The organism is Ruegeria sp. YKSD179 (assembly GCF_059612885.1).
This window is the reverse complement of record NZ_JBXWRL010000005.1, coordinates 87,603-110,213: the sequence shown is the minus strand read 5'-3', so window position 1 is coordinate 110,213 and position 22,611 is coordinate 87,603. Positions and strand designations below refer to the sequence as shown.

Below are 22,611 nucleotides of genomic sequence, written 5' to 3'. Positions count from 1 at the left end.
ACGCACCAACCCAAAGGTTCAAAAGCATTTTCCGCCAGTCAGTTCCGTTGCGACTTGTCAGGTATTGATCCAACTGACACTATCCATGTTATTCAGAACTGGCACACGGAAGGGGAGAACCGGGCCATGATCGCTCTTTTGTTTGCGTTATTTGTCGCCACAATGGGCCTTAATTATTATGGCCGTACACAAGCAGGCACGACGCTTTTCCTGATAACGCTGGCGATGAGTATTTATTGGTTAAAGTATCACGCCACTAGTCAGCTATCCATTCAACTTTAGGGTCCGAGCATTACCATGACACCTGAACTGTCCCGAACACTCAACGCCGTGGGAATGCTGGCTGTATGCTTGGTACTGGCGCTGGCTTACGGCTACCAAATTGCGCTTTATGAACTCCCCTGCCCGCTATGCTTGCTACAGCGCGTTGGCTTTGTCGCCGTTGGCGTCGGGCTTGGATTGAACCTGCTATATGGCTCTCGGCCACAACACTATGCAATCATGCTGCTTGCAGCGCTTTTTGGTGGCAGCGTAGCAATTCGCCAGATTCTTCTGCACATCGTGCCAGGTACCGGGCACTATGGCTCTCCAGTTCTGGGTCTGCATTACTACACTTGGGCGGCGATTTGTTTTTTTCTGATCCTTGTTGGAACAGCTGTCATGTTGATGTTCGAACGCCAGTATGCGTCCGAACCAAACACGGAACGATTTGGCGGAAACAAACTCGCACGTTTTGCATTTTTCACAATGTTGGGTTTGGCGGTGCTGAACGCCGCGTCAACCCTGATTGAATGCGGCCCAACTGTTTGCGCGGACCCACCAACCAGCTACAGATTGATTGACGAATTGGACAGCAACAACTGAGGATAGAACAACTTCCCAACAGGAGGCGCGAGCATGGGATTATTGGGGCAGCCGCTTGGCTACTATGACTACCTGACGTTTGTGGCGCTGATACTGCTGTTGGCGGCGGTTATGGCACTGTTTCTTTTCCTAATGGGGCTGCCTGGTCGAATTGCTATAAAACGCAACCATCCGCACGCCGAGGCCGTCAAAATCATGGGTTGGATGGGGTTTTTAGCAGTTGTCCCATGGGTGCACGCCTTTATGTGGGCATTTCATGATGGTGTAACCGTCGACATTCGCCGAGGTCCGGACGAAGAAAAGGACGCGATCCGCAAAGATATTGAACGTATGGGTGGCACCGTAAAAGAAGAGTACCAGCGCAAGTCCGGTGAAACCGAAAAGGGCTGAGGCTATAGAAAGAAACACACAATGCTTGTCGCCCTTGGCATAACCCTTTTTTATATCATTTTCGTCTGGTTCATCTTCTTCAAGATGCAGTGGCTGAAATTCAACATCACTTGGGGCATCGTTTCGTTCTGGGTTGGTGCCCACTTGTTGTTGATTTTTCTGGTTGCGCTACGGTTTTTCCAACCCTTTTCAGCCGACAGTCACGTCGTTCGTTCGACAATACAAATTGTTCCAAAACTGACCCAACCCACGATCTTGACCGAGGTTCTGGTCGAGCCCAACACTCAAGTCACCAAGGGAGATCCGCTCTATCGCTTCGACGACACTGTGTTTTCGTTGGCCGTCGACAACGCCAAAGCGCAATTGGTCGCCGCAGAGCAAAACGCAAAAATTCTTGAACAGGATGTGATTTCTTCAACCGAAGCGGTTGAGCGTGCCAACGCGCAACTGGCGTATGCGCAAACGCAACAAGCTCGGTATGAGAACCTTGTACCGGCTGGAGGAGCTCGACAAGACGAACTGGATCGATGGAATGAACAGGTCACCGAGGATCAAGCGGCCGTAAAACAAGCGGAAGCAAACTTGCAAAAAGCTAACCTCGCGCTGGAATCTCAGATAGACGGCGTTAACACGGGTATATTGCAAGCGCAGGCGCAATTGTCAGAAGCTGAGTATTTCCTTGAAAACACTACGATTTACGCACCCGAAAACGGCATGATCGTTTCGCAGCAGGCCCGCCCCGGCTTGGTCGTGGGCGACGTCAGGCTTGGCGCAATCGCCAGTTTTGTAACTGAGGACGAGCCATACATTCTTGCTACATTTCGCCAGCAGAACCTGAAATTTGTCGAGCCAGGCCAACCCGTCGAAGTAGCGCTGGATCTATACCCCGGAGAAATTTTACCTGGCAAAGTCGAGGCGATTTGGTGGGCTACCCGCCAAGGTCAGTACCTTCCATCGGGCCGCCTTCCGGGTTTTGAAGTGCCGAAACTGCCAGGTCGGATAGCGGTACAAATCACGGTTGATGTGCCCGAAGGCCACACATTTCCAGCGGGCGGCCATGCCGCCGTAGCAATTTATACCGGTCAGGGGAAAAGCTTTGAATTTCTGAGACGCATTAACATCCGTCTCTATTCTTTTGCAAACTTTATCAGACCACTGGATATTTGAGGATGCGCTCCATGAAACTCCATTGGCTGATGGGCTCTGCAATATGCGTAGCTTCTCTTGTTGCCTGTGCCCCGGTTGGGCCAGATTTCGTTCGACCAAACTCTCCGGTTGTAAAACAATGGATCGAAGTAAACAGCCCAAACGCAAATGCCAGTGGTTTAACATCACGCAGCGCGCCGGTCGTCAAATGGTGGGAGACTTTTAACGACCCGACCCTGAACAAACTGATTGCGCAGGCATATTCACAGAACCTGAGCCTTCAGGTCGCCGGAGCCAGAGTTTTGCAGGCCCGCGCCCAGTTGGGCATAGCATTTGGAGAGCTGTATCCGCAGTCGCAAGCCATAGGTGGCTCGTTACAGCAGCGTCGGATCAGCGAAAACTTAGGACCGATCTCGGACATTCGACGCATTATCCCGTTAGACACCGAATTCTCAACTTCACAAGTTGGTTTTGACGCTCAGTGGGAGTTGGACGTTTGGGGCGCGCAAAGGCGCGGTGTTCAGGCGGCAAGATCCAACTTGGCCCTACAAGTTGCAAACTATGACGATGCTCTTGTAACGCTGACTGGCGACGTCGCCGCGCTTTATATTAATATTCGTTCATTACAAGAGGCACAGCAGGTCGCGCGCGAGAATATCAAACTGCAACAAGAAGCGTTGGACCTTACCGAGTTGCGCTTTAACAACGGAGTTACAACCGAACTTGATGTTCAGGAATCCACTGCGCTGTTAAACAACACTCAAGCTTTGGTGCCAGAGTTGGAAAGCGATCTTCAACAAGCAAAAAACACTCTGGCGGTTCTTCTGGGCACGACCCCGTCAAACATGTCGGGCATGTTGGGCGGTTCTGGTCGTATTCCGACTGCACGATCTAACGTAGCGGTTGGTGTTCCTGCTGAATTGTTAAGACGGCGCCCGGACGTCAGGGCCGCTGAGCTGGCTGCGGCAACACAATCCGCGGAAGTGGGAATTGCCATGGCAGATCTTTACCCGCAGTTTATCTTGTCTGGCGCTGTAGGATTGCAGGCTTCAGGCGGGCGGGACCTGTTCAGCTCTGGCAGTGGAACAGGGTTGGCCAACGCGGGTGTGGTCTGGAACGTGCTGAATTATGGCCGGATCAAGAATAACGTTCGCGCGCAGGATGCAGCATACCAAGCGTTGATAGCCAATTATCAAAACACCGTTTTAACCGCGTATTCCGAAGTCGAAAGCGCGATGGTCGCGTATAGCGAGGCTCGTAAACAAGTCGCTTTTTATCAGCGCAGCGTCGAGGCCTCACGTCGGGCTGCGGAAATTGCCGTGGATCAGTACCGCGACGGCATCGCCAGTTACTCGCGAATATTGAACACCCAAACCGCGCTATTAAGGTCACAGGCGAATTTAATCGAAGCCCGCCAACAGGTGTCGACCAATTTAGTTTCAATTTACAAGGGGTTAGGAGGCGGCTGGCAAATCAGGCAAAATCAGGAGTTCTTACCTGAAACTGTTCTTGCAGAAATGGCGTATCGCACGGATTGGGGAGATCTTCTGGAAAATACACCAACCCGCGCGAGCCTGAATTAACAACTATTTTGTCAAACCTCTAAGCCCACCCGAGATCAATATGTTGACCTCGTACAGAATGCGAGGCGCGGCCAGCCCGCCGGGGCTGGCCAAATAGTTGGGGCTCCATTCCGGGTCAAATTTCTGCTTAAAGGTTCGCAGTCCTTCGAAGTGATAGAATTGCTCACCATGATCGTAAACAAACCCGCCGATCCGGTTCCAGATCGACGCTAGCTGCCGATTTTCGATCCCCGAAAACGGGGCCGCCCCAAGTGAAAACCAGTGGAACCCTTGCTCTGCTCCCCAGGCCATCATTTCGGCAAAAAGAGCGTCCATGACAAAACTTGGGCTGTCTGGCTCGTAACGCATTAAATCCAAGGAAAGTTCGGATTTGTGACCACCCTGAAAGAGGTTGGCAAAAGCCAAGATTTGGTTGGTTTCCCGATCTCTTAATACCGCAAAATCAAAGTAAGATAAGTAATCATCATCGAACCCTCCCAGCGCAAATCCCTTCTCTTCTCCTGCTTTATGCTCAAGCCAGTGATCGGAAATTTTGCGCAGTTCCGGCAGAATTGGCGCCATCCGCTCTTTAGGAATTATTTCAAATACATAGCCTTCGCGTTCCGCCCTGTTCTTCGCCTGCCGAAAGCGTTTGCGAGACTTGCCGTCCAAAGAAAAATCTTTAAGCGGGACGCGGGCGACTTCTCCTATCTTTAAGATTGAAAGCCCGAGGTCCAGAAAGGTTGGAAGATACTTGGTCGATACACTATAAAACGCGCATAGTTTACCCTCTCGATCAGCGCGCTCACGCAGTTGCCAGATTAGTTGAACACCTGCCGTCTCGTCTCCGACCGGTTCGCCTTTTGTGATCAAGGCATTGCCAGTATCGGCATATGCTAAAAACGCGGTTTCGTCCGAGGATATCAGAAACTGTTTGTCTCCGGTCAGGGCAATCTGAGCTTCGGTATCTTCGCATTCCAATGCAAGCCGCTCTACAACCGCAGGAATTTCCGTGCGCGCGGGTGTTGGAATTTCTCGCCCGAAAAGAGAATTTATGGCGACCACACCAAGGATCACGGCCACCGCAAGGCTGGATCTCAGGAACCGAGACGCATCCCCGTTCCAAGCAAAGTCCCACCAAAGCGCATTTTCGTATTCAACGTGAGAGTAAGCAAAAAGCCCAATCCAGAAGATCACCGCTAACAGGGCGACAACGCTGACAAGCCAAGGGATGTTCAGGCGAAAGATGGACGCTCCACTGACTCGATAGAACGCGCTTCGAAACATTGCAAGCAGACCAATCGTGGCCAGCATCGACAACGCCTCATGCGTGTCCAAGCCCTTGGCAAGCGACGCAAAAAAACCAGCGACCATTAGCAGCATGGCAACCACCCACGCGCGATACAGCTTGCGGAACAGCCCACGTGACACCAACAGCAGCAGCAAACCTATTGCACTGCCTGCCAAATGTGACGCCTCTACGAAGGACAACGGCAAAACTTCACGTAAAATTCCAAGGTTTTGTGAACTGGATGGCAACGCTCCGGACACGAGCATGATAGCGCCTGCAACAGCCGCGACACCGGCAGCGACCATTGGAACAATCGGGCGGATAACACGGTAAATCCAAGTCGCCGCTCCGCCGATGCGATGCCGTTGAGTCAGAGCGGATGCGATAGCTATGGACAACGTCGCAATAGCGAAAGGAAGAAAAGTATAGACAACCCGATACAACAACAGAGCTGCAATGACGTCCGATCGACCCGACGCGCCAAGGCCCGCGATCAAGGTTGCCTCAAACACACCTAAACCACCCGGAGCGTGACTGAGAATACCGATTGCGATTGCAGCAACGAAAATCGTGAAAAAATAGGGATAGCCTACACCGAGATCATCGGGCATCAGTACATAGAGCGTCATTGAAGCGCCAAAGATATCACCCAAAGCAGCAAGCGTGAGCAGGCCGGCCAGTTTGCCGCCGGGCAAGTTAAACCCGAGCCCAGCAAAACCGAACCTTCGCCCACCACGTGAAAGCCAGACGAACAAAACAGCGAGGCCAGTCAGCAATATTAGGCCTATCACGGTTTCCACCGTCTCACTAATGGGCAGGACCTTGGAAATACCGTCAGGATGCAGCGTCAGCAAAAGCCCCATTATCAGGACCAAGCCCATCCAAAACGCGATCCAAGAAGTTGCAATGACACCGGCTACTCGGCTCAGATCCAAGCCTAAAGACGCGTAAATTCTGTATCGGATTGCCGTGCCAGTTATGTATGAAAACCCAACACAGTTCGATACAGCATAACCGGTTGCGCCAGCCATTCCTGCCACAGGTAGAGGAACCTTTCCGTCCGCAACGCTCTGCACGGCGAAGACATCGTAAAGGGACAGTGAAAGAAAACTAAACGCGGTCCAACAGAGAGCAAAAAAAAGTGTTTGCCACCGTGTATTTGCAACGTCCGCGGTAACTTCGGACCATTTCACGTGTGCCGAAAGTTCGTGCAAAACAGCCAGCGCAATTAGAGTTACAAGCAAAGGTACAGCAACCCGGACAAGAGGCTTTTCAAGCAGGCCGGATGCTTTGTTCACCCAATCCGTTGATTGCGACTCGTCGGGTGCTGCTTGAGTGGTCATCGCAATAGTCCCGCCTTTGTCCCGTCCAACTGCCAGACGGTAACGACCCGCCAACAAGGTAAGTTTTGCACAAATCTCAAGGCCGTCAAAGCGTTACCATTGGTTCATCAAGATCGGCCCTTGCGAGTCGACAAAAGCAGATTTGTTTCTGACCGAGTGATCCCTTCCATCCGGCGAATTTGAAACAAAACTCCATCCAGTTCAGCCAGCGTATCCGTTCCGATCTCGGCGATTAGATCCCAGCTGCCGTTAGTAGAATGCACTGCCCGCACCTGTTGCATTGCAGCGATACGTGACATTATTCTCTCTGTCCCGCGACCTTCGATCCCCAACATCATCAGACCTCGTACCGGGCTTTCCGCAACATTCTTGCGTGTCACCACTGTAAATCCTACGATTTCCCCAGACTGCTTGAGCCGATGTAGACGACTGCGCACAGTTGTGCGCGTTACCCCAAGCGTTTCGGCAAGTTCCGACAAGGACGCGCGGGCATCTCGATGTAGCGCATTTAGCAGTTTATTGTCCAAATCGTCCAAGATTGACTTCCATATCGGTTCATCCAGCTTCTTTTTGAGCACTTTGTTGTCTTCTCGCAACCCGCATTGCGTCGATAAAAGAACATATGGACAAAAAATCGCTGATCTTAGTTGGTGCGCCGATGGATTCCGGAAAACGGCGTCAAGGATGTCGCATGGGTCCAGATGCATATCGTGTGGCCGGGCTAGGGCAAGCCTTACGTGATCTTGGGCATGAGGTGGATGACGTAGGCGATACCGTACCGGACCCAGTCGAGATACCTTCCCACGAACATTTATACGCCTTGCCAGAATGTGTTGGTTGGACTCAAGCTTTGGGTCGAGCGGCACAAAATTCTGCCGTCCGGGGAATGCCAATTTTTATGGGTGGAGACCACGCTCTGTCTATGGGAACCGTCTCGGGGATGGCAGCGTACGCCAACAAGATTGGGCGACCCTTGTTTGTGTTGTGGCTTGATGCGCACAGTGATTTCCACACCCCTGACAGCACCAGCAGCGGCAATCTGCACGGCACACCCGTAGCTTATTTCACGGGGCAGTCAGGCTTTGAAGCCTTCCCTGCCCCTGCCGTACCTGTCCCCACTGACCGTGTTGGTATGATCGGGCTTCGATCCGTCGATCTGGAAGAACGAACCATTCTGGAACAGGCGCGCGCAATGCTGGCGGATATGCGCACGATAGATGAGCATGGGATAAAAGCTCCCTTGATCGCCTTTCTTGACAAAGTTCGTACGGCAAATGGCATCTTGCACGTTTCACTGGACGTTGACTTTTTAGACCCTGCCATAGCGCCAGCCGTCGGGACCACTGTACCCGGAGGCGCAACGGAACGCGAAGCGCATTTGGTCATGGAGCTACTACACGAAAGCGGTCTGGTGTGTTCGCTGGACCTTGTCGAGTTGAACCCGTTTCTCGATGAACGCGGTCGTACCGCAAAACTGATGGTCGACTTGGCAGCCTCACTTATGGGTCGCCGGATCTTTGATCGCCCGACCCGGAGTTTCTGATGCACTCGCTTCAATCACCGTCCGCAGTTGTTATGATCCGACCTCATGCATTTGCTTCCAATCCTGAAACCAGCCACGACAACGCGTTTCAAACTCTGGCGCAAACATCATCACAAGCAACTTCCTCTACTGCCTTGCAGGAACATGACGAGGCTGTGTACCAGTTGAGAGCTGCTGGCATCACTGTTCACGTTTTCGATGATCATGGGAATCTTGATACGCCAGACAGTGTTTTTCCCAACAATTGGTTCTCAACACATCCTGGCGGCCATGTGGCTATCTATCCAATGTTCGCGCCATCTCGCCGACGTGAACGGCGCGATGACGTAATCAAGCTGCTCAAACAAGAATACCGCGTTCAGGATGTGATTGACTACTCTGGTTTGGAACAGGACAACCTTGCGTTAGAAGGTACTGGCGCAATGGTTTTGGACCATGTCGGTCGCATTGCTTACACAGTTAAATCCAACCGTGCGGACCCTGTTTTGCTAGAAAGGTTTTGCACGCATTTCAACTATGAACCCATTGCTTTCCAAGCCAAGGACTCAGCCGGGCGCGACGTTTACCATACCAATGTTTTGATGGGTATCGGCACTCAATACGCGCTGATTTGTCTAGATATGATCCCGGACCAAGAACGACGGGCCACCGTTCGGGCAAGGCTTGAGGAATCTGGTCGCAAAATCGTCGAACTTTCGCACGCGCAAATCGCAGAATTTGCAGGCAATGCCATCGAACTTAATGGGAAAAATGGTTTGGTTCTTGCCTTGTCCAGCAGAGCCTTGTCGTCACTTACGCCCGAGCAGCTCTCTATCATTGAAAACAGCGCAAGACTGCTTCCGTTGTCCGTGCCAACAATCGAAACCGCCGGCGGTTCCGTTCGCTGCATGATCGCAGGCATCCACCTTTCCCGCCGATAGGAGTCAAATATGCAACCTTCCGATAAGGCTCTTGTCCCCTTTGTCTCCGTAGACAACATGATGCGGTTGGTACACCACATCGGTGTCGAAAAAATGATCATCGAGCTTGCCGCCGTGATTGAAGCGGATTTCAAACGCTGGGAAAGCTTTGACAAAACGCCCCGGATTCCCGCCCATTCGCCCCATGGCGTGATCGAACTTATGCCGACTTCCGATGGCGAAGCATATGGTTTCAAATACGTCAACGGCCATCCCAAAAACACATCCGAGGGCTTACAAACCGTAACAGCCTTTGGCCTACTGGCTGACGTTTACACTGGTTATCCTAATCTGCTGACAGAGATGACAATTTTGACCGCATTACGAACGGCAGCCACCTCTGCGCTAGTTGGCAGCTACCTGGCTCCTACAAACGCAAAAACCATGGCCATGATCGGCAATGGCGCCCAATCCGAATTTCAATGTCTAGCATTCAAGGCAATGTGCGGCATAGACACGGTGCGCCTTTATGACATTGATCCGAATGCGACCGTGAAATGTGCTGCAAACTTAAGCGGCAAGGGTCTCTCAGTGATATCCTGCAAGACACCCGAGGATGCTATTGAAGGTGCGCAGATCATCACCACCTGCACAGCGGATAAGAAATACGCCACAATTCTAACAGACAACATGGTTGGCCCAGGGGTTCATATCAACGCTATCGGTGGAGACTGCCCTGGCAAGACCGAACTGCACAAAGACATTCTTTTACGGTCGGACATATTTGTAGAGTACCCAGAGCAGACCCGCATCGAAGGTGAGATTCAGGCATTGGATGACGACTATCCGGTAACCGAGATGTGGCAAGTCATGGCAGGACAGTCGAAAGGCCGCACAGATGACCGCCAAATTACCCTATTCGACAGCGTCGGATTCGCGATCGAAGATTTCTCGGCCCTGCGCTACGTCAAACAGGCTATAGACGGAACGGAGTTCTTTGAACATTTGGACATGCTGGCCGACCCCGACGATCCTCGCGATTTGTTTGGCATGGTAATGCGAGCTGTCTGATCTGGCAGAAACCGCTACTTTGTTATCTCGTCAAACGCTGTGCTTCCTGCGCGAGGCTCTTACAGACCAAGAATTTGGTCCAATCCAATCTGGCGACTTTTTTGATAGACGCCTGACTTCGTGTGCTTTCTCTAACTAGCCTGCGAGCGACGGTAGATAGAGCACGATGCCAGGGAAAGCGACGAGCAACGCTATTGTAACGGCATCTGCAACAAAGAAAGGCGTCACGCCTTTAAAAACGTCCTGAACGCTAAGGTCGGGACGAACGCCAGCCACAACAAAACAGTTGAGACCTATCGGCGGCGTGATCAAGCAGAACTCGGCCATTTTCACAACCAGTATACCAAACCAGATCGCACACATCGGTCCTGACATGCCAAAAGTGCTGTCTGCGGCACTTACCGCTTCACCTCCATTTAGGGCCATAACTGCGGGGTAAACAACGGGCAGTGTAAGCAGCAGCATCCCGATTGCATCCATGAACATGCCCAACACTGCATAAGCCAACAGTATGCATATCAGGATCAGCATCGGCGACATCTCTAACGACGTGATCCAATCCGAGAATGCGCCCGGCAGATCAGCGAAGCCTAGAAACCGGACGTAGATGAGCACGCCCCAAATTATAGCGAAAATCATAGCCGTTAACTTTGCGGTCTCAAGAAGGGCAGATTTGAACTCTTGCCACCGCATACCGTGGATCAAAGCGAAACAGAAGACGATGAAGGCACCGATCGCTCCGCCTTCGGTTGGAGTGCCCCACGCATCTTCGCCAAACGGGTTGTATACGAAACAAATTATGATCAGGATCACGGCGACGATTGGCAGTGCTCCGGGCAACGCCGCAAGACGTTGTTTCCAGGTAAATCCGGTCACAGGAGGACCCACGGTTTTGAAAATCACAGCTATGCCCACGATCAACAAGCCGTAGATTACCGCCGAGAATGCACCTGGTATAAAGCCGGCGAGCAACAATTTTCCCACATCCTGCTCGACAATAATGGCATAGATCACAAGTATCGCAGAGGGTGGAATAAGCGAAGCCAGCGTCCCACCTGCGGCGACAACGCCTGCGGCGAAACGTTTGTTGTAGCCGACAGATAACATCTCGGGGATAGCTATACGCGCAAATACTGCGGACGTGGCGACAGATGCCCCTGAAACAGCCGCAAATCCTGCGGTGGCAAATACAGTAGATACGGCTAGTCCGCCCGGGACCCAGGCGACCCAACGTTTCGCCGCCTCAAACAACGCGCGAGTAAGTCCGGCGTAATAAGCGAGGTAACCGATAAGGATAAACGTCGGGATCAAACTGAGCGTGTGAGAAGCGACCTTGGAATGTGGTACCTGCCCCGCCGTTTTCACAGCCACGGTCAGAGCCTTGCCAAAACGTTCTGGGTCATAGCCGAACTTTGCCCAAAAAATCCAGATTAGTCCGACAAGCCCCGCCAGAGCCGCAGCAAAAGCCACACGCATCCCCGTGACCACCAGAACCAACAGACCACCCGTGACCCAAAGCCCGATATCTATCGTGTCCATGAGTTACGAGCGCCTTTCAAACTGTTCAGCTTCGGCAGCTGCCTGAGCTGCTGTGTCCTGAATCAAGGGCACTGCAACTGGATGCTCCAGACCCAGAACCAACGCCTTTCCATACCCCCAGATTTGTAAGATCAGACGCAGGCAAAGCACTGAAAAAGCTATCGGAGCCAGAAGCTTGGCGGGCCAGAGTGGAATGCCGATGTCGATTGAGCTATCGCGGCTCCAAAAAGGTGCACTGAAATCAAAGGACCGTTCAAAATGCGACCAGCTGCCCCAAACGAGGGCAAGCATAAGAAGCAGGATCAGAACAACCGAGATAGTCTCAAACAGCCACAGAGAACGCCCGTGCAATCGTGAGATCACGATATCCATACGAATATGCCCGCCGTCGCGTTGCACAAATGAAATGCCGAGGAATGCTATCAACGGCATAGCCTGCTCGATCCAGTCAACATAGCCAGGCAGCGGCGCGTTCAGCGCATTTCGTCCACTGACCGACACAACTGCCAGCGCCATAAGGCCAAACACAGCTATACCACTTAGCAGAGCCAGAAATCGTTCAAGCTTCAATAATTTTTTATCCAGACGGCTTATCAGGCTGCCGTCTTCTAACACCGTTGCCTGTCCCGCCATATAAGGTGATCCCTCAAGTCCAAGTGGCCGGGCGTTAAAAAACGCCCGGCCCTTACGGTCAGTTACCGCCGCGTTGCTGTTTCAAGGTCGCTTGAACAAGATCATACAGGTCTTGCGCCGGTAGTCCTTGTGCCGACATATCAGCAATCCATTGCTCGCGGATTGGATCGGCCGCCTTGGCGCGGAATTCTTCGATCACAGCGTCATCAATGGTTACTTTCGTAACGCCCTTCTCCTGTAGAACACTGTCCCATTTTTCAAGCAGGCCAGCGTAATTAGCCAAGTAATGATCAATTGCCTCATCTATAGAGCTATCAAGCGCTTCACGATGTTCAGCCGGCAACGCTTCATAAGCATCGATATTGACGACGACGGGACAGTTGACTGTGCCAGGGTTTAAGTTAGCGGTCCACCAATCAGCCTCGTTGATCGTGCCAAATGACAAATGCGCGTGCTGCGCAAAAGCAACTGTGTCGACTACACCAGACTCCATAGCGTTAAATGCCTCGGTCGCAGGTACAGAGGTCGGAACGCCGCCAACGGCTTCGAAAGCTTTCCCGAGCCCTCCTGTCGCGCGGACGCGCATGCCGTCAAACTCGGCAAGTTGATCCCTTGGGTCGCCGGTACCAACGAGGTTGTACTGTGGCATTGGCGAGGTCATAATAATGCGGGCATTCCACTGGGCCATCTCGTCTTTGACTGCTGGGTGGTCATAAACCGCATGGCTGACCGCCACTTCTTCGTCCAGATTATTCACGCCCAGAAATGGCAACTCCAAAACAGTAATCGCGCGGTTCTTGTCTCGGTGGTAGCCTGCGCAGAACTGCGCCATTTCAAATGCACCAATTTCGATGCCATCCAGATTTTCACGCGGTTTTGAAAGCCCACCATAGCTTACGTTGATGGTGAAATCCCCGTTGGTTTTCTCGTTAACCAGTTCAGCTAATCTCTCCACATGCTCAGTAAAAGCACGCCGCTTGCCCCATACCGAAGCGTTCCATTCGGTGGCTGCGGCCTCTGTAACGAACGCCGTTACTATGACGCCCACGGCAACACCGCTAAACATCCTGTTCATATTGGTCTCTCCCTTATGTGCGCCCCTTCTTCGGGACGCTTATATTCGAAGCTAGCGCTTAGTCTGGAATCTGCCAACCCCCGCTCGTTTCAGCGTGTATTCGACCTCATCACCGATCAAGAGTCAGTCAAGATTGGACGGTCGAGTCAACAGAGCGCAAAATTCATGACATCTACCTCGTTGTTTTTTATCGTTTTTTCAAATATTTCTATGATTTTTTTACAAAATTGACTTAAATCAAAAAACTTGTTTACAAACTAATCCAAGGATTACCGCAATTTATTTATTTATTTTCACAATCCCGTATTATTCGAGTAGGGGAGAAACGGCTCGACATTGCCTGATCGGGGGGCAAAATCGAACCGATATATTCCAAATCAGAGGGAGGAGCCTCAGAAATGAACACCGCTGCCCAGGCAGATGCCAAGACCTATCCGCCATCCGCAGAAACTATTGCGCGCGCGCATGTCAATGCCGAACAGTATGCAAATATGTACGCTGCATCCGTGAGTGACCCCGCGACTTTTTGGGGAGAACACGGCAAACGGATCGATTGGATCAAGCCATATACTCAAGTCAAAGACGTCAACTATGACTTCGGGTCGGTAAAGATCAACTGGTATGCCGACGGCACATTGAACGTTTCGGCCAATTGCCTGGACCGCCACTTGGAAACCCGCGGTGATCAGACAGCGATAATTTGGGAGCCAGACGATCCCAATGACGCAGCCCAGCACATAACCTACGCTGAGTTGCACCGCCGCACCTGCAGGATGGCTAACATCTTGGAATCGCTTGGTGTTCGCAAAGGCGAGCGTGTTGTAATCTATCTTCCCATGATACCAGAAGCAGCTTATGCAATGCTGGCTTGTGCCCGAATTGGCGCAATACATTCGATCGTTTTTGCCGGTTTTTCACCCGATGCACTGGCTGCTCGGGTCAACGGTTGCGACGCAAAAGTTGTCATAACTGCGGACGAAGCTCCTCGCGGGGGGCGCAAGACTCCTTTAAAATCGAATGCGGACGCTGCATTGCTGCACTGCAAGGACAGTGTGAAATGCCTTGTGGTCAAACGGACAGGCGGGCAGACGACTTGGATCGATGGCCGGGACTACGACTATAACGAAATGGCTCTGGAGGCTGACGACTATAGCGCTCCGGCTGAAATGAACGCCGAAGATCCGTTGTTCATTCTATATACGTCCGGTTCAACTGGTCAGCCAAAGGGTGTTGTGCACACCACAGGCGGATACTTGGTTTACGCATCCCTTACACACGAAATCACATTTGATTACCAGGAAGGTGATGTCTACTGGTGCACGGCAGACGTAGGTTGGGTTACTGGACACAGTTATATCGTCTATGGCCCACTGGCCAACGGCGCAACGACGCTGATGTTCGAAGGGGTCCCGACTTTTCCCGACGCGTCACGGTTCTGGCAAGTTTGTGAAAAACACAAGGTAAATCAATTCTATACGGCTCCAACCGCAATTCGAGCCCTGATGGGACAAGGGAACGAATTTGTCGAAAAGTGCGACCTGAGCGACCTCAAGGTTTTGGGCACCGTCGGTGAACCTATCAACCCTGAAGCCTGGAATTGGTACAATGAGGTCGTTGGTAAAGGGAACTGCCCGATCGTAGATACCTGGTGGCAGACCGAAACCGGCGGTCACCTGATGACCCCCCTGCCCGGTGCACACGCGATGAAGCCCGGCTCGGCCATGAAACCATTTTTTGGCATCGTGCCCGTCGTTCTGGACCCGCAATCCGGCGTCGAGATCAGCGGAAATGGCGTCGAAGGAGTGTTGTGCATTAAAGATAGCTGGCCCGGACAAATGCGCACCGTCTGGGGTGATCATGAGCGGTTCGAAAAAACCTACTTCTCGGACTACAAAGGTTACTACTTTACAGGAGATGGGTGCCGTCGGGACGAAGACGGTGATTACTGGATCACTGGCCGCGTTGACGACGTAATCAACGTCTCAGGCCACCGCATGGGCACGGCCGAGGTAGAAAGCGCGCTGGTTGCACATGCCGCCGTTGCCGAGGCTGCCGTTGTTGGTTACCCCCATGAAATCAAAGGACAGGGTATCTATTGCTATGTCACTTTGATGAATGATCGAGAGCCAAGTGATGAGCTTCTGAAAGAACTTCGCACTTGGGTGCGAACCGAGATTGGACCGATTGCCAGCCCAGACGTTATTCAATGGGCCCCGGGCCTTCCCAAGACCCGTTCAGGTAAGATCATGCGCCGCATTCTGCGGAAGATTGCCGAAAACGACTTTGGCTCGCTTGGCGATACGTCGACCCTCGCTGATCCGTCGGTTGTCGAGGACCTTATCGAAAACCGAGCAAGCAAGTGAGGGCGCGATGGAAGCTGCTGCGACCATAACACCGGCCGTTCTGATCCTTCTCGGCCCTCCGGGTGCCGGGAAGGGAACACAGGCGCGAATGCTCGAAGACGAATTCGGGCTGGTGCAACTCAGCACCGGTGACCTGCTGCGAGCGGCTGTTGCTGCGGGAACAGAGGCTGGAAAAGCAGCGAAGGCCGTGATGGAGGCTGGCGAGCTTGTAGGCGACGAGATTGTCATCGCAATTCTGCGCGACCGCCTGGCGGAACCGGATTGCGCCAAGGGCGTCATTCTAGACGGTTTCCCTCGCACCACGGTTCAAGCCCAAGCACTGGATCAGTTGCTGTCGGAAACCGGACAGAAAATTAGTGCAGCTATCAGTCTAGAAGTCGATGATGCCGAAATGGTTACGCGTATCTCGGGTCGCTACACCTGCAGTATGTGCGGAGAAGGCTACCACGATACGTTCAAAGTACCGGTGGCCGAAGGCAAATGCGACAAATGCGGCCACGCAGAATTCACGCGCCGTGCCGATGACAATGCAGAGACCGTCGCGTCACGTCTTGCAGCGTATCACGAGCAGACGGCGCCGTTGATCAGTTATTACCAAGATCATGGCGTTCTGAAAGGCCTGAACGCCAGGGGAAATATCGAAGAAATCGCTGGCAATCTCAAAAGGATAGTGAGCGACGCGATGAACTGAGGGAATAACGCCCGCCCTGAATGAGGGCCGAATTCCTAAACGAATACTTCAACGGAACCGCCTCGGCGGATCGGAGAAGTTATGCCTGATGCCGGTCAGCAACCGGCACAACGAAATGCGGCCTCGCGCGTAAGAGTTTGAGACGCGGGCCGCCCAAGGAGGAAGCGAAGGAGGAACCCGCAATGGCGGATCAATCAACAAACTCCGCGCAGAGTGCCGAAGCTGACAAGGGCTATTGGCAGGCAAATCTGCGTCTCATTTACATCAGCCTCGCAATATGGGCGCTGGTTTCGTTTGGATTCGGCATACTGCTGCGTCCGTTGCTGTCCGGCATTGCCGTGGGCGGCACCGATCTGGGCTTTTGGTTCGCCCAACAGGGTTCGATCCTGGTCTTTCTGGTGCTGATCTTCAACTACGCCTGGCGCATGAACAAACTCGACGCCGAACATGGCGTTGAAGAAGAATAAGGGAGCGTCGGGACAATGGATCAGTTTACCATCAACCTGCTGTTTGTCGGTGCGTCTTTTGCGCTGTACATCGGCATCGCGATCTGGGCCCGCGCGGGCTCCACATCGGAATTCTACGCCGCCGGCCGCGGTGTTCACCCGGTCACCAACGGTATGGCGACAGCGGCAGACTGGATGTCTGCGGCCTCTTTCATTTCGATGGCGGGCCTTATCGCCTTTACTGGCTACGACAACTCGACCTTCCTGATGGGGTGGACCGGTGGCTACGTGCTGCTGGCTCTGCTTCTTGCGCCTTACCTGCGTAAGTTCGGCAAATACACCGTCTCGGAATTTATCGGCGACCGTTTCTACAGCCAGACCGCACGCGTCGTTGCCGTGATCTGTCTGATCGTTGCATCGGTGACCTACGTGATCGGTCAAATGACCGGCGTTGGCGTGGCCTTTGGCCGCTTCCTTGAGGTTTCGAACACATCCGGTCTGCTGATCGGTGCCTGTGTCGTGTTTGCATACGCGGTGTTTGGCGGGATGAAGGGTGTGACCTACACCCAGGTTGCTCAGTACTGCGTGCTGATCACCGCCTACACAATCCCGGCAATCTTTATCTCTTTGCAGCTGACCGGCACGCCAATCCCAGCGCTGGGTCTGTTCGGTGACACCGCCAGTGGAGAGCCCCTGCTGACCAAACTGGATGCGATTGTGACCGAGTTGGGCTTTGCGGACTACACTGCCCACCACTCGAACACTTTGAACATGGTGCTGTTCACACTTTCGCTGATGATCGGTACGGCTGGTCTGCCGCACGTTATCATGCGCTTCTTTACCGTACCTCGCGTGTCGGACGCGCGCTGGTCGGCTGGATGGACGCTGGTTTTCATCGCTTTGCTGTACCTGACCGCCCCCGCGGTCGGCGCAATGGCGCGGCTAAACATCACCGATATGATGTGGCCCAACGGTGGGATCGATGGCGGCGCTGTTTCAGTAGAAGAGATTGACAATGATCCTCGCTATGACTGGATGGCCACATGGCAGAAAACCGGCTTGCTGGATTGGGAAGACAAAAATGGCGACGGCAAGATCCAGTACTACAATGACAAGAACGCCGACATGCAGGCTCTTGCAGAGGAAAAAGGCTGGGTCGGCAATGAGCTTACAAAGTTCAACCGCGACATCCTGGTTCTGGCCAACCCCGAAATCGCCAACCTGCCCGGTTGGGTGATTGGTCTTGTTGCTGCTGGTGGTCTGGCTGCCGCGTTGTCAACCGCGGCTGGACTGTTGCTCGCGATTTCGTCTGCCGTGTCTCATGACCTGATCAAAGGTGCTATCAATCCGCAGATCTCAGAAAAAGGCGAGCTTTTGTCAGCGCGGATCGCAATGGCTGTGGCTATCCTTGTCGCAACATATCTGGGTCTGAACCCACCCGGGTTTGCGGCGCAGACGGTTGCGTTGGCTTTCGGTCTGGCGGCAGCCTCGATATTCCCGGCACTTATGATGGGAATCTTCTCGACCCGCATTAACAACACAGGCGCGGTATGCGGTATGCTGGCGGGTCTGGTCGTGACCTTGGTCTACATCTTCCTGCACAAAGGATGGCTGTTCATTCCGGGCACCAACTCGTTCACCGACGCCGACCCACTGCTTGGTCCAATCAAATCGACCTCGTTCGGTGCAATTGGTGCCATGGTGAACTTTGGGGTCGCGTATGTTGTGGCTGGTATGACCAAAGAGACTCCGCAAGAGATCAAGGATCTTGTCGAAAGCGTTCGCATTCCCCGTGGAGCAGGCGCTGCTCAGGATCATTGAGCGTGACGCGGCAGCGAGGTATCCTTGTCCTGCCGCGTCCATCGACTGACTGCTCCCGCCCGGCACCCACCCGGGCGGGACTTTTGTTTCTGACACACGGAGAAATCTGATGCCCCTGTCCCAAGACGAGATCACCCGATTTCTAAAGTCCGTTCACCCCTATGATGCCCTGCCTGACAGCGCAATAGAGGATGTAGCGAAGCAAATTGAAGTTTGGGAAACAGACGAGGATTTCTCGGTTTACGAGTTGGGCCACACCCTGCCCGGCTTGTTTCTAATTTACGAAGGACTGATTGAAATCACGGACGAAAACGGTTCGGTGGTATCGCGTCTCGGTTTGCGGAATTCGTTCGGAGAGCGTGGACTTATCAAAAACGGCAAGGCAGCGACCAACGCCCGGGCACATTCGCCGTCAGTATTAATCGTTTTGCCATCTAACTTGGTGAGCGAGTTGATTGCCAATCATGATGTGGTTGCAAAGTTTTTCAATCGATCGCGCAGTCAGCGTAGCGGCCCACAAAGTCTGGCGACCAGTTCCATCGATGTGTTGATGGCACGCGATCCGGCCACGTGCCCACCAGATACGCCCGTGCAACAGGCCGCAAAGATTATGAGGGACAAACATATCTCTTCAATGTGCGTGACTGATAGCGGTGACTTACAAGGCATCGTGACACTACGTGATATCGCTGAAAAGTTCGTAGTCGACGCAATGGATCAAAACACTCCAGTATCCTCGATAATGACACCCGACCCTGTCACTTTGTCCCCATCTGATATTGGCTCTGATGTCCTGCACGTGATGATGGAACGCGGGATCGGCCACATCCCGATTTCTCAAGCTGGCCAACTTGTTGGCATTGTGACACAAACCGATTTAACGCATTATCAGGCCGTCAATTCAGCCGAGTTGGTTCGGCGCATCGCGCGCGCCGATACAGCCGAAGAAATGGCGAAGGTCACTGAAGAAATACCTCAATTGTTGGTTCAATTGGTGGCCGGTGGAAACAGGCACGAAGTCGTAACGCGCCTGATTACAGACATTGCTGATACCACGACTCGCCGCTTGCTGGCATTGGCCGAAGTTGCATTGGGCCCACCACCCGTGCCGTACTTGTGGCTGGCTTGTGGCTCGCAAGGGCGGCAGGAGCAGACCGGCGTTTCTGATCAAGACAATTGCCTAATATTGGATGATGCCGCAAATGAATCCGACTTTCCTTATTTCACAGCGCTCGCAAAATCAGTCTCCGATGGGCTGGACACTTGCGGTTACTTCTTTTGCCCGGGAGACATGATGGCAACAAATCCACGCTGGTGTCAGCCTCTTGGAGTGTGGAGGGAGTATTTCAGAGGCTGGATCAAGACACCGAACCCAGAGGCGCAAATGCTGGCCTCGGTCATGTTCGACCTACGTCCTATTGGAGGAGCCTTCGAGCTGTTTGCAAATCTTCAGGCTGAAACGCTTGAGGCGGCAAACAGTAATTCGATATTTGTGGCCCATCTGATCTCGAACTCGCTAAAACATACTCCACCTTTGGGTCTTTTACGTGGCTTTGCCACCGTTCGGTCAGGCGAACACAGAAACACTTTGGATTTAAAGCACAATGGTGTCGTTCCCGTGGTCGATCTTGCACGCGTATATTGCCTGCAAGGTCAATTGAAAGAAACCAATACCCGTGCACGGCTGAAGGCTGCTGAAACTGCTGGAGTGCTTAGTCATTCGGGTGCGCGGGATCTACTGGACGCCTATGATTTGATTGCTCAAACCAGACTGGAACATCAAGTCAGACTGGTAAAATCAGGTGAGGCGCCAAACAATTACCTGCCCCCATCGGATCTGTCGGACTTTGAGCGAAGTCATCTTCGAGACGCATTTGTTGTGATAAAAACCATGCAATCCGCTGTCGGGCACGGAAAAGGGATGCTGGGCTGAGCCGTTCAAGGATCAGCCAATGCATTTGGGTCGCGCAGACCCGGAGAATGGAGAAATAGGATGTTTTTGGAACTGATTGGCACAATTTTTGCAGGCTTTGCGTTTGCGGGCGTGGTGATGGTTCTGAACAAGTTCACAGGCGGACGATTGCCTCGGTGGGCAGCTCCTGTCGCTGCCGGAGCGGGAATGATCGGAATGACGATCACCAGCGAGTACTCTTGGTATGACCGCACCCTCGAATCGTTGCCCGGCAGTCTGGCTGTCGTGCAGGAAGTTGAGAGCAAAGCATTTTATCGCCCATGGACTTATGTTGCGCCATTTGTAGACCGTTTTGCGGCAATCGATAAAGATTCTGTAAAGACCAATGAAAACGTTCCTGAACAGCGGCTTGTCGATCTCTATTTCTTCGGACGGTGGGCGCCTGTTTCGAAGATTCCCGTTGCAGTCGATTGCGCGCAAAACAGCCGTGCCAACCTGGTCGATGGAGCTGAGTTCGCAAGTGACGGGCGTTTACTGAATGCCGCTTGGATCAAAACCAGTGATAATGACCCGTTGATCGAGGCGACCTGCGGAGTTTGAATATGCTGAACCGTCTTAGCCTCCGTTTAAGAATTTTTCTGTTCTTTTGTCTGCTGGCCGTCGGAGGGTTGGTCGTAAGCTCACTAGCACTATGGATAAGCTATCAACGAGTTGACGATCCCGAATTGATTGATGCCTACATATTTGCGGAAATCCTAATCGCTTTTGGTTTTCTGGCTTTGATCGTCGGAGTCTGGCTTTTGTTCGACGACAATGTCGCCAAACCGATCGAACGATTGTCTGCACAACTGCGAGCCCGTGCTCACGCTGGCGTAAACACCGAGATGGATGTAAGGGCCACCCGTTATTTGGGTGATTTGGGTCCGGCCGCCGCAGGGCTGGCCGAACAATTTTCAGACACCGCAATAAACACAGCCGAGGCGGTTGCAGCAGAAACGGCGCACCTCGCTGCCGAGAAAAAACGCCTGACCGCGTTATTGAGCGAGATACCCGTGGCAATGCTGTTGGCGGGACCAAAGCACCAGATTGTTTTGTATGATGCACAGGCAGCAGAGGTTCTGGCGCAGATCGCCCACCCGCGACTGAACGCGTCCCTTTTTGATTATCTCGAAAGTACAGGTCTAACCGATGCCTACTCTGAGATGAGCAAGACCGGCATGGAAGTCGAATGCAGTCTTACCAGTGTGGACGGCACCCAAGCTTATTTTGCGCGCATGAAGCCGTTAGGAGACGCGCCGGGATATATGCTGATTTTTGATGATAGCACCCTGCGCATTCGACCAGACGAAGCCCGGCCACTTATCTATGACTTCGATCTTCTCGACACGTCGATAGACGAAGAGTTTGAGAACCGTCGCCTGACCGACTTGTGTTTTGTTGTATTCGATACCGAAACGACCGGGCTTCTTCCTCATAAAGACGAAATTGTACAAATCGGCGCAGTTCGCGTGGTTAAAGGAAAAATCGTAGCAGGAGAAAAACTGGATTCCCTGGTCGATCCGGGCATCCCAATTCCGGCTGCTTCAACCCGTGTACACAAGGTAAACGATGCCATGGTCGCAGGAGCGCCGGACATTGTTGATGTAGGTCGCACCTTTCACCAATTCGCACGTGACGCCGTCATTGTTGCCCACAACGCACCATTCGATATGGCATTTCTGCGACGCCACGCGGCTCGTATCGGCGTCAAATGGGATCACCCAGTGTTAGACACGGTGTTACTTTCAGCGGTTCTTTTCGGCGCGAGTGAAACGCATACACTGGATGCCGTGTGCGAGCGACTTGAGATCACAATTCCAAACGATTTACGCCATACTGCATTAGGCGACGCAGTGGCTACAGCCCAAGTTTTGGTAAAAATGCTGCCCATGCTAAGTGCGCGCGGCATGGTGACATTCGGGAAAGTTGTCGCAGAAACACGCAAACACGGGCGGTTGCTGGAAGACCTGAATTGACCGCAAA

The 22,611-nt window shown here is 52.8% G+C and carries 20 protein-coding genes; 15 read left to right on the top strand and 5 right to left on the bottom strand.

The genetic code is table 11. From position 1 onward, the window contains the following. Window positions 1-126: 126 nt before the first annotated feature. From AC2FNE_RS04700 to AC2FNE_RS04680, 5 genes are read left to right on the top strand one after another with little or no spacing between them, the layout of a single operon-like run. Window positions 127-282 (top strand): DUF5993 family protein, encoded by a 156-nt coding sequence (locus AC2FNE_RS04700; RefSeq protein ID WP_170475493.1) that lies wholly within the window; start codon window positions 127-129, stop codon window positions 280-282. A 15-nt stretch (window positions 283-297) separates the two neighbouring features. Next, window positions 298-864 (top strand): disulfide bond formation protein B, encoded by a 567-nt coding sequence (locus AC2FNE_RS04695; protein WP_496804871.1) that lies wholly within the window; start codon window positions 298-300, stop codon window positions 862-864. 33 nt (window positions 865-897) lie between these two features. Beyond that, window positions 898-1,254, top strand: a complete 357-nt coding sequence (locus AC2FNE_RS04690) for a DUF3302 domain-containing protein (RefSeq protein WP_170475495.1) — start codon at window positions 898-900, stop codon at window positions 1,252-1,254. A 21-nt stretch (window positions 1,255-1,275) separates the two neighbouring features. Next, window positions 1,276-2,421, top strand: a complete 1,146-nt coding sequence (locus tag AC2FNE_RS04685; RefSeq protein WP_496804870.1) for an HlyD family secretion protein — start codon at window positions 1,276-1,278, stop codon at window positions 2,419-2,421. A gap of 11 nt (window positions 2,422-2,432) precedes the next feature. Next, the gene (locus AC2FNE_RS04680; RefSeq protein WP_254442437.1) at window positions 2,433-3,983 is read left to right on the top strand and encodes an efflux transporter outer membrane subunit; all 1,551 of its coding nucleotides are present in this window, start codon (window positions 2,433-2,435) and stop codon (window positions 3,981-3,983) included. 3 nt (window positions 3,984-3,986) lie between these two features. Here the strand turns inward: AC2FNE_RS04680 and mprF are convergent, their stop codons facing one another. Next, a complete protein-coding gene (gene mprF / locus AC2FNE_RS04675) occupies window positions 3,987-6,596 on the bottom strand; it encodes a bifunctional lysylphosphatidylglycerol flippase/synthetase MprF (RefSeq protein ID WP_170608370.1) in 2,610 nt (869 codons plus the stop codon). A 107-nt stretch (window positions 6,597-6,703) separates the two neighbouring features. Next, window positions 6,704-7,132, bottom strand: coding sequence for an Lrp/AsnC family transcriptional regulator (locus tag AC2FNE_RS04670; RefSeq protein ID WP_170476567.1), 429 nt, complete (start codon window positions 7,130-7,132; stop codon window positions 6,704-6,706). An 86-nt stretch (window positions 7,133-7,218) separates the two neighbouring features. Between AC2FNE_RS04670 and rocF the strand changes: the two genes are divergently transcribed. From rocF to ocd, 3 genes are read left to right on the top strand one after another with little or no spacing between them, the layout of a single operon-like run. Further along, entirely contained in the window at window positions 7,219-8,139 is a 921-nt protein-coding gene (gene rocF, locus AC2FNE_RS04665; RefSeq protein ID WP_170608220.1) for an arginase, read from the top strand. Then, window positions 8,139-9,059, top strand: a complete 921-nt coding sequence (gene ctlX, locus AC2FNE_RS04660; protein ID WP_496804869.1) for a citrulline utilization hydrolase CtlX — start codon at window positions 8,139-8,141, stop codon at window positions 9,057-9,059. Before rocF ends, ctlX begins: the two co-directional genes overlap by 1 nt. Before the next feature lie 9 nt (window positions 9,060-9,068). After that, on the top strand, window positions 9,069-10,109 hold the full coding sequence (gene ocd / locus AC2FNE_RS04655; RefSeq protein ID WP_496804868.1) for an ornithine cyclodeaminase: 1,041 nt from the start codon (window positions 9,069-9,071) through the stop codon (window positions 10,107-10,109). Between the two features lie 135 nt (window positions 10,110-10,244). Here ocd and AC2FNE_RS04650 read toward each other — a convergent pair whose 3' ends face one another. Genes AC2FNE_RS04650 through AC2FNE_RS04640 form a run of 3 tightly spaced genes read right to left on the bottom strand, consistent with a single transcriptional unit; the run spans window position 10,245 to window position 13,356 of the window. Further along, window positions 10,245-11,648 (bottom strand): TRAP transporter large permease, encoded by a 1,404-nt coding sequence (locus tag AC2FNE_RS04650; protein WP_170608226.1) that lies wholly within the window; start codon window positions 11,646-11,648, stop codon window positions 10,245-10,247. A gap of 3 nt (window positions 11,649-11,651) precedes the next feature. Then, window positions 11,652-12,281: a TRAP transporter small permease gene (locus tag AC2FNE_RS04645; RefSeq protein WP_170608228.1), complete on the bottom strand. Its 630-nt coding sequence runs from the start codon at window positions 12,279-12,281 to the stop codon at window positions 11,652-11,654. A 58-nt stretch (window positions 12,282-12,339) separates the two neighbouring features. Beyond that, window positions 12,340-13,356 carry a C4-dicarboxylate TRAP transporter substrate-binding protein gene (locus AC2FNE_RS04640; protein ID WP_496804867.1) on the bottom strand — a complete coding sequence of 339 codons (1,017 nt, stop codon included), beginning with the start codon at window positions 13,354-13,356 and terminating at the stop codon, window positions 12,340-12,342. A 398-nt stretch (window positions 13,357-13,754) separates the two neighbouring features. On the opposite strand from AC2FNE_RS04640, the gene acs reads away from it, so the two are divergent. The 7 genes from acs to AC2FNE_RS04605 all read left to right on the top strand — a co-directional run bounded on the left by acs (window position 13,755) and on the right by AC2FNE_RS04605 (window position 22,604). Continuing rightward, on the top strand, window positions 13,755-15,719 hold the full coding sequence (acs, locus tag AC2FNE_RS04635) for an acetate--CoA ligase (protein ID WP_170608232.1): 1,965 nt from the start codon (window positions 13,755-13,757) through the stop codon (window positions 15,717-15,719). 7 nt (window positions 15,720-15,726) lie between these two features. Next, window positions 15,727-16,410, top strand: a complete 684-nt coding sequence (locus tag AC2FNE_RS04630; protein WP_170608234.1) for an adenylate kinase — start codon at window positions 15,727-15,729, stop codon at window positions 16,408-16,410. Between the two features lie 182 nt (window positions 16,411-16,592). Then, on the top strand, window positions 16,593-16,877 hold the full coding sequence (locus AC2FNE_RS04625; RefSeq protein WP_170475518.1) for a DUF4212 domain-containing protein: 285 nt from the start codon (window positions 16,593-16,595) through the stop codon (window positions 16,875-16,877). A 15-nt stretch (window positions 16,878-16,892) separates the two neighbouring features. Next, entirely contained in the window at window positions 16,893-18,677 is a 1,785-nt protein-coding gene (locus tag AC2FNE_RS04620; protein WP_170475519.1) for a sodium:solute symporter family protein, read from the top strand. 109 nt (window positions 18,678-18,786) lie between these two features. Next, on the top strand, window positions 18,787-20,610 hold the full coding sequence (locus AC2FNE_RS04615) for a DUF294 nucleotidyltransferase-like domain-containing protein (protein ID WP_496804866.1): 1,824 nt from the start codon (window positions 18,787-18,789) through the stop codon (window positions 20,608-20,610). 60 nt (window positions 20,611-20,670) lie between these two features. Then, window positions 20,671-21,189, top strand: coding sequence for a hypothetical protein (locus AC2FNE_RS04610; protein WP_170608238.1), 519 nt, complete (start codon window positions 20,671-20,673; stop codon window positions 21,187-21,189). Window positions 21,190-21,191: 2 nt separating this feature from the next. Next, on the top strand, window positions 21,192-22,604 hold the full coding sequence (locus AC2FNE_RS04605; protein WP_170608240.1) for a 3'-5' exonuclease: 1,413 nt from the start codon (window positions 21,192-21,194) through the stop codon (window positions 22,602-22,604). Window positions 22,605-22,611: the final 7 nt, after the last annotated feature.

Coding starts and splice junctions, on each gene's coding strand:
- AC2FNE_RS04700 (WP_170475493.1), top strand. CDS start 127: ATGATCGCTCTTTTGTTTGCGTTATTTGTCGCCACAATGGGCCTTAAT.
- AC2FNE_RS04695 (WP_496804871.1), top strand. CDS start 298: ATGACACCTGAACTGTCCCGAACACTCAACGCCGTGGGAATGCTGGCT.
- AC2FNE_RS04690 (WP_170475495.1), top strand. CDS start 898: ATGGGATTATTGGGGCAGCCGCTTGGCTACTATGACTACCTGACGTTT.
- AC2FNE_RS04685 (WP_496804870.1), top strand. CDS start 1,276: ATGCTTGTCGCCCTTGGCATAACCCTTTTTTATATCATTTTCGTCTGG.
- AC2FNE_RS04680 (WP_254442437.1), top strand. CDS start 2,433: ATGAAACTCCATTGGCTGATGGGCTCTGCAATATGCGTAGCTTCTCTT.
- mprF (WP_170608370.1), bottom strand. CDS start 6,596: ATGACCACTCAAGCAGCACCCGACGAGTCGCAATCAACGGATTGGGTG.
- rocF (WP_170608220.1), top strand. CDS start 7,219: ATGGACAAAAAATCGCTGATCTTAGTTGGTGCGCCGATGGATTCCGGA.
- ctlX (WP_496804869.1), top strand. CDS start 8,139: ATGCACTCGCTTCAATCACCGTCCGCAGTTGTTATGATCCGACCTCAT.
- ocd (WP_496804868.1), top strand. CDS start 9,069: ATGCAACCTTCCGATAAGGCTCTTGTCCCCTTTGTCTCCGTAGACAAC.
- AC2FNE_RS04650 (WP_170608226.1), bottom strand. CDS start 11,648: ATGGACACGATAGATATCGGGCTTTGGGTCACGGGTGGTCTGTTGGTT.
- AC2FNE_RS04645 (WP_170608228.1), bottom strand. CDS start 12,281: ATGGCGGGACAGGCAACGGTGTTAGAAGACGGCAGCCTGATAAGCCGT.
- AC2FNE_RS04640 (WP_496804867.1), bottom strand. CDS start 13,356: ATGAACAGGATGTTTAGCGGTGTTGCCGTGGGCGTCATAGTAACGGCG.
- acs (WP_170608232.1), top strand. CDS start 13,755: ATGAACACCGCTGCCCAGGCAGATGCCAAGACCTATCCGCCATCCGCA.
- AC2FNE_RS04630 (WP_170608234.1), top strand. CDS start 15,727: ATGGAAGCTGCTGCGACCATAACACCGGCCGTTCTGATCCTTCTCGGC.
- AC2FNE_RS04625 (WP_170475518.1), top strand. CDS start 16,593: ATGGCGGATCAATCAACAAACTCCGCGCAGAGTGCCGAAGCTGACAAG.
- AC2FNE_RS04620 (WP_170475519.1), top strand. CDS start 16,893: ATGGATCAGTTTACCATCAACCTGCTGTTTGTCGGTGCGTCTTTTGCG.
- AC2FNE_RS04615 (WP_496804866.1), top strand. CDS start 18,787: ATGCCCCTGTCCCAAGACGAGATCACCCGATTTCTAAAGTCCGTTCAC.
- AC2FNE_RS04610 (WP_170608238.1), top strand. CDS start 20,671: ATGTTTTTGGAACTGATTGGCACAATTTTTGCAGGCTTTGCGTTTGCG.
- AC2FNE_RS04605 (WP_170608240.1), top strand. CDS start 21,192: ATGCTGAACCGTCTTAGCCTCCGTTTAAGAATTTTTCTGTTCTTTTGT.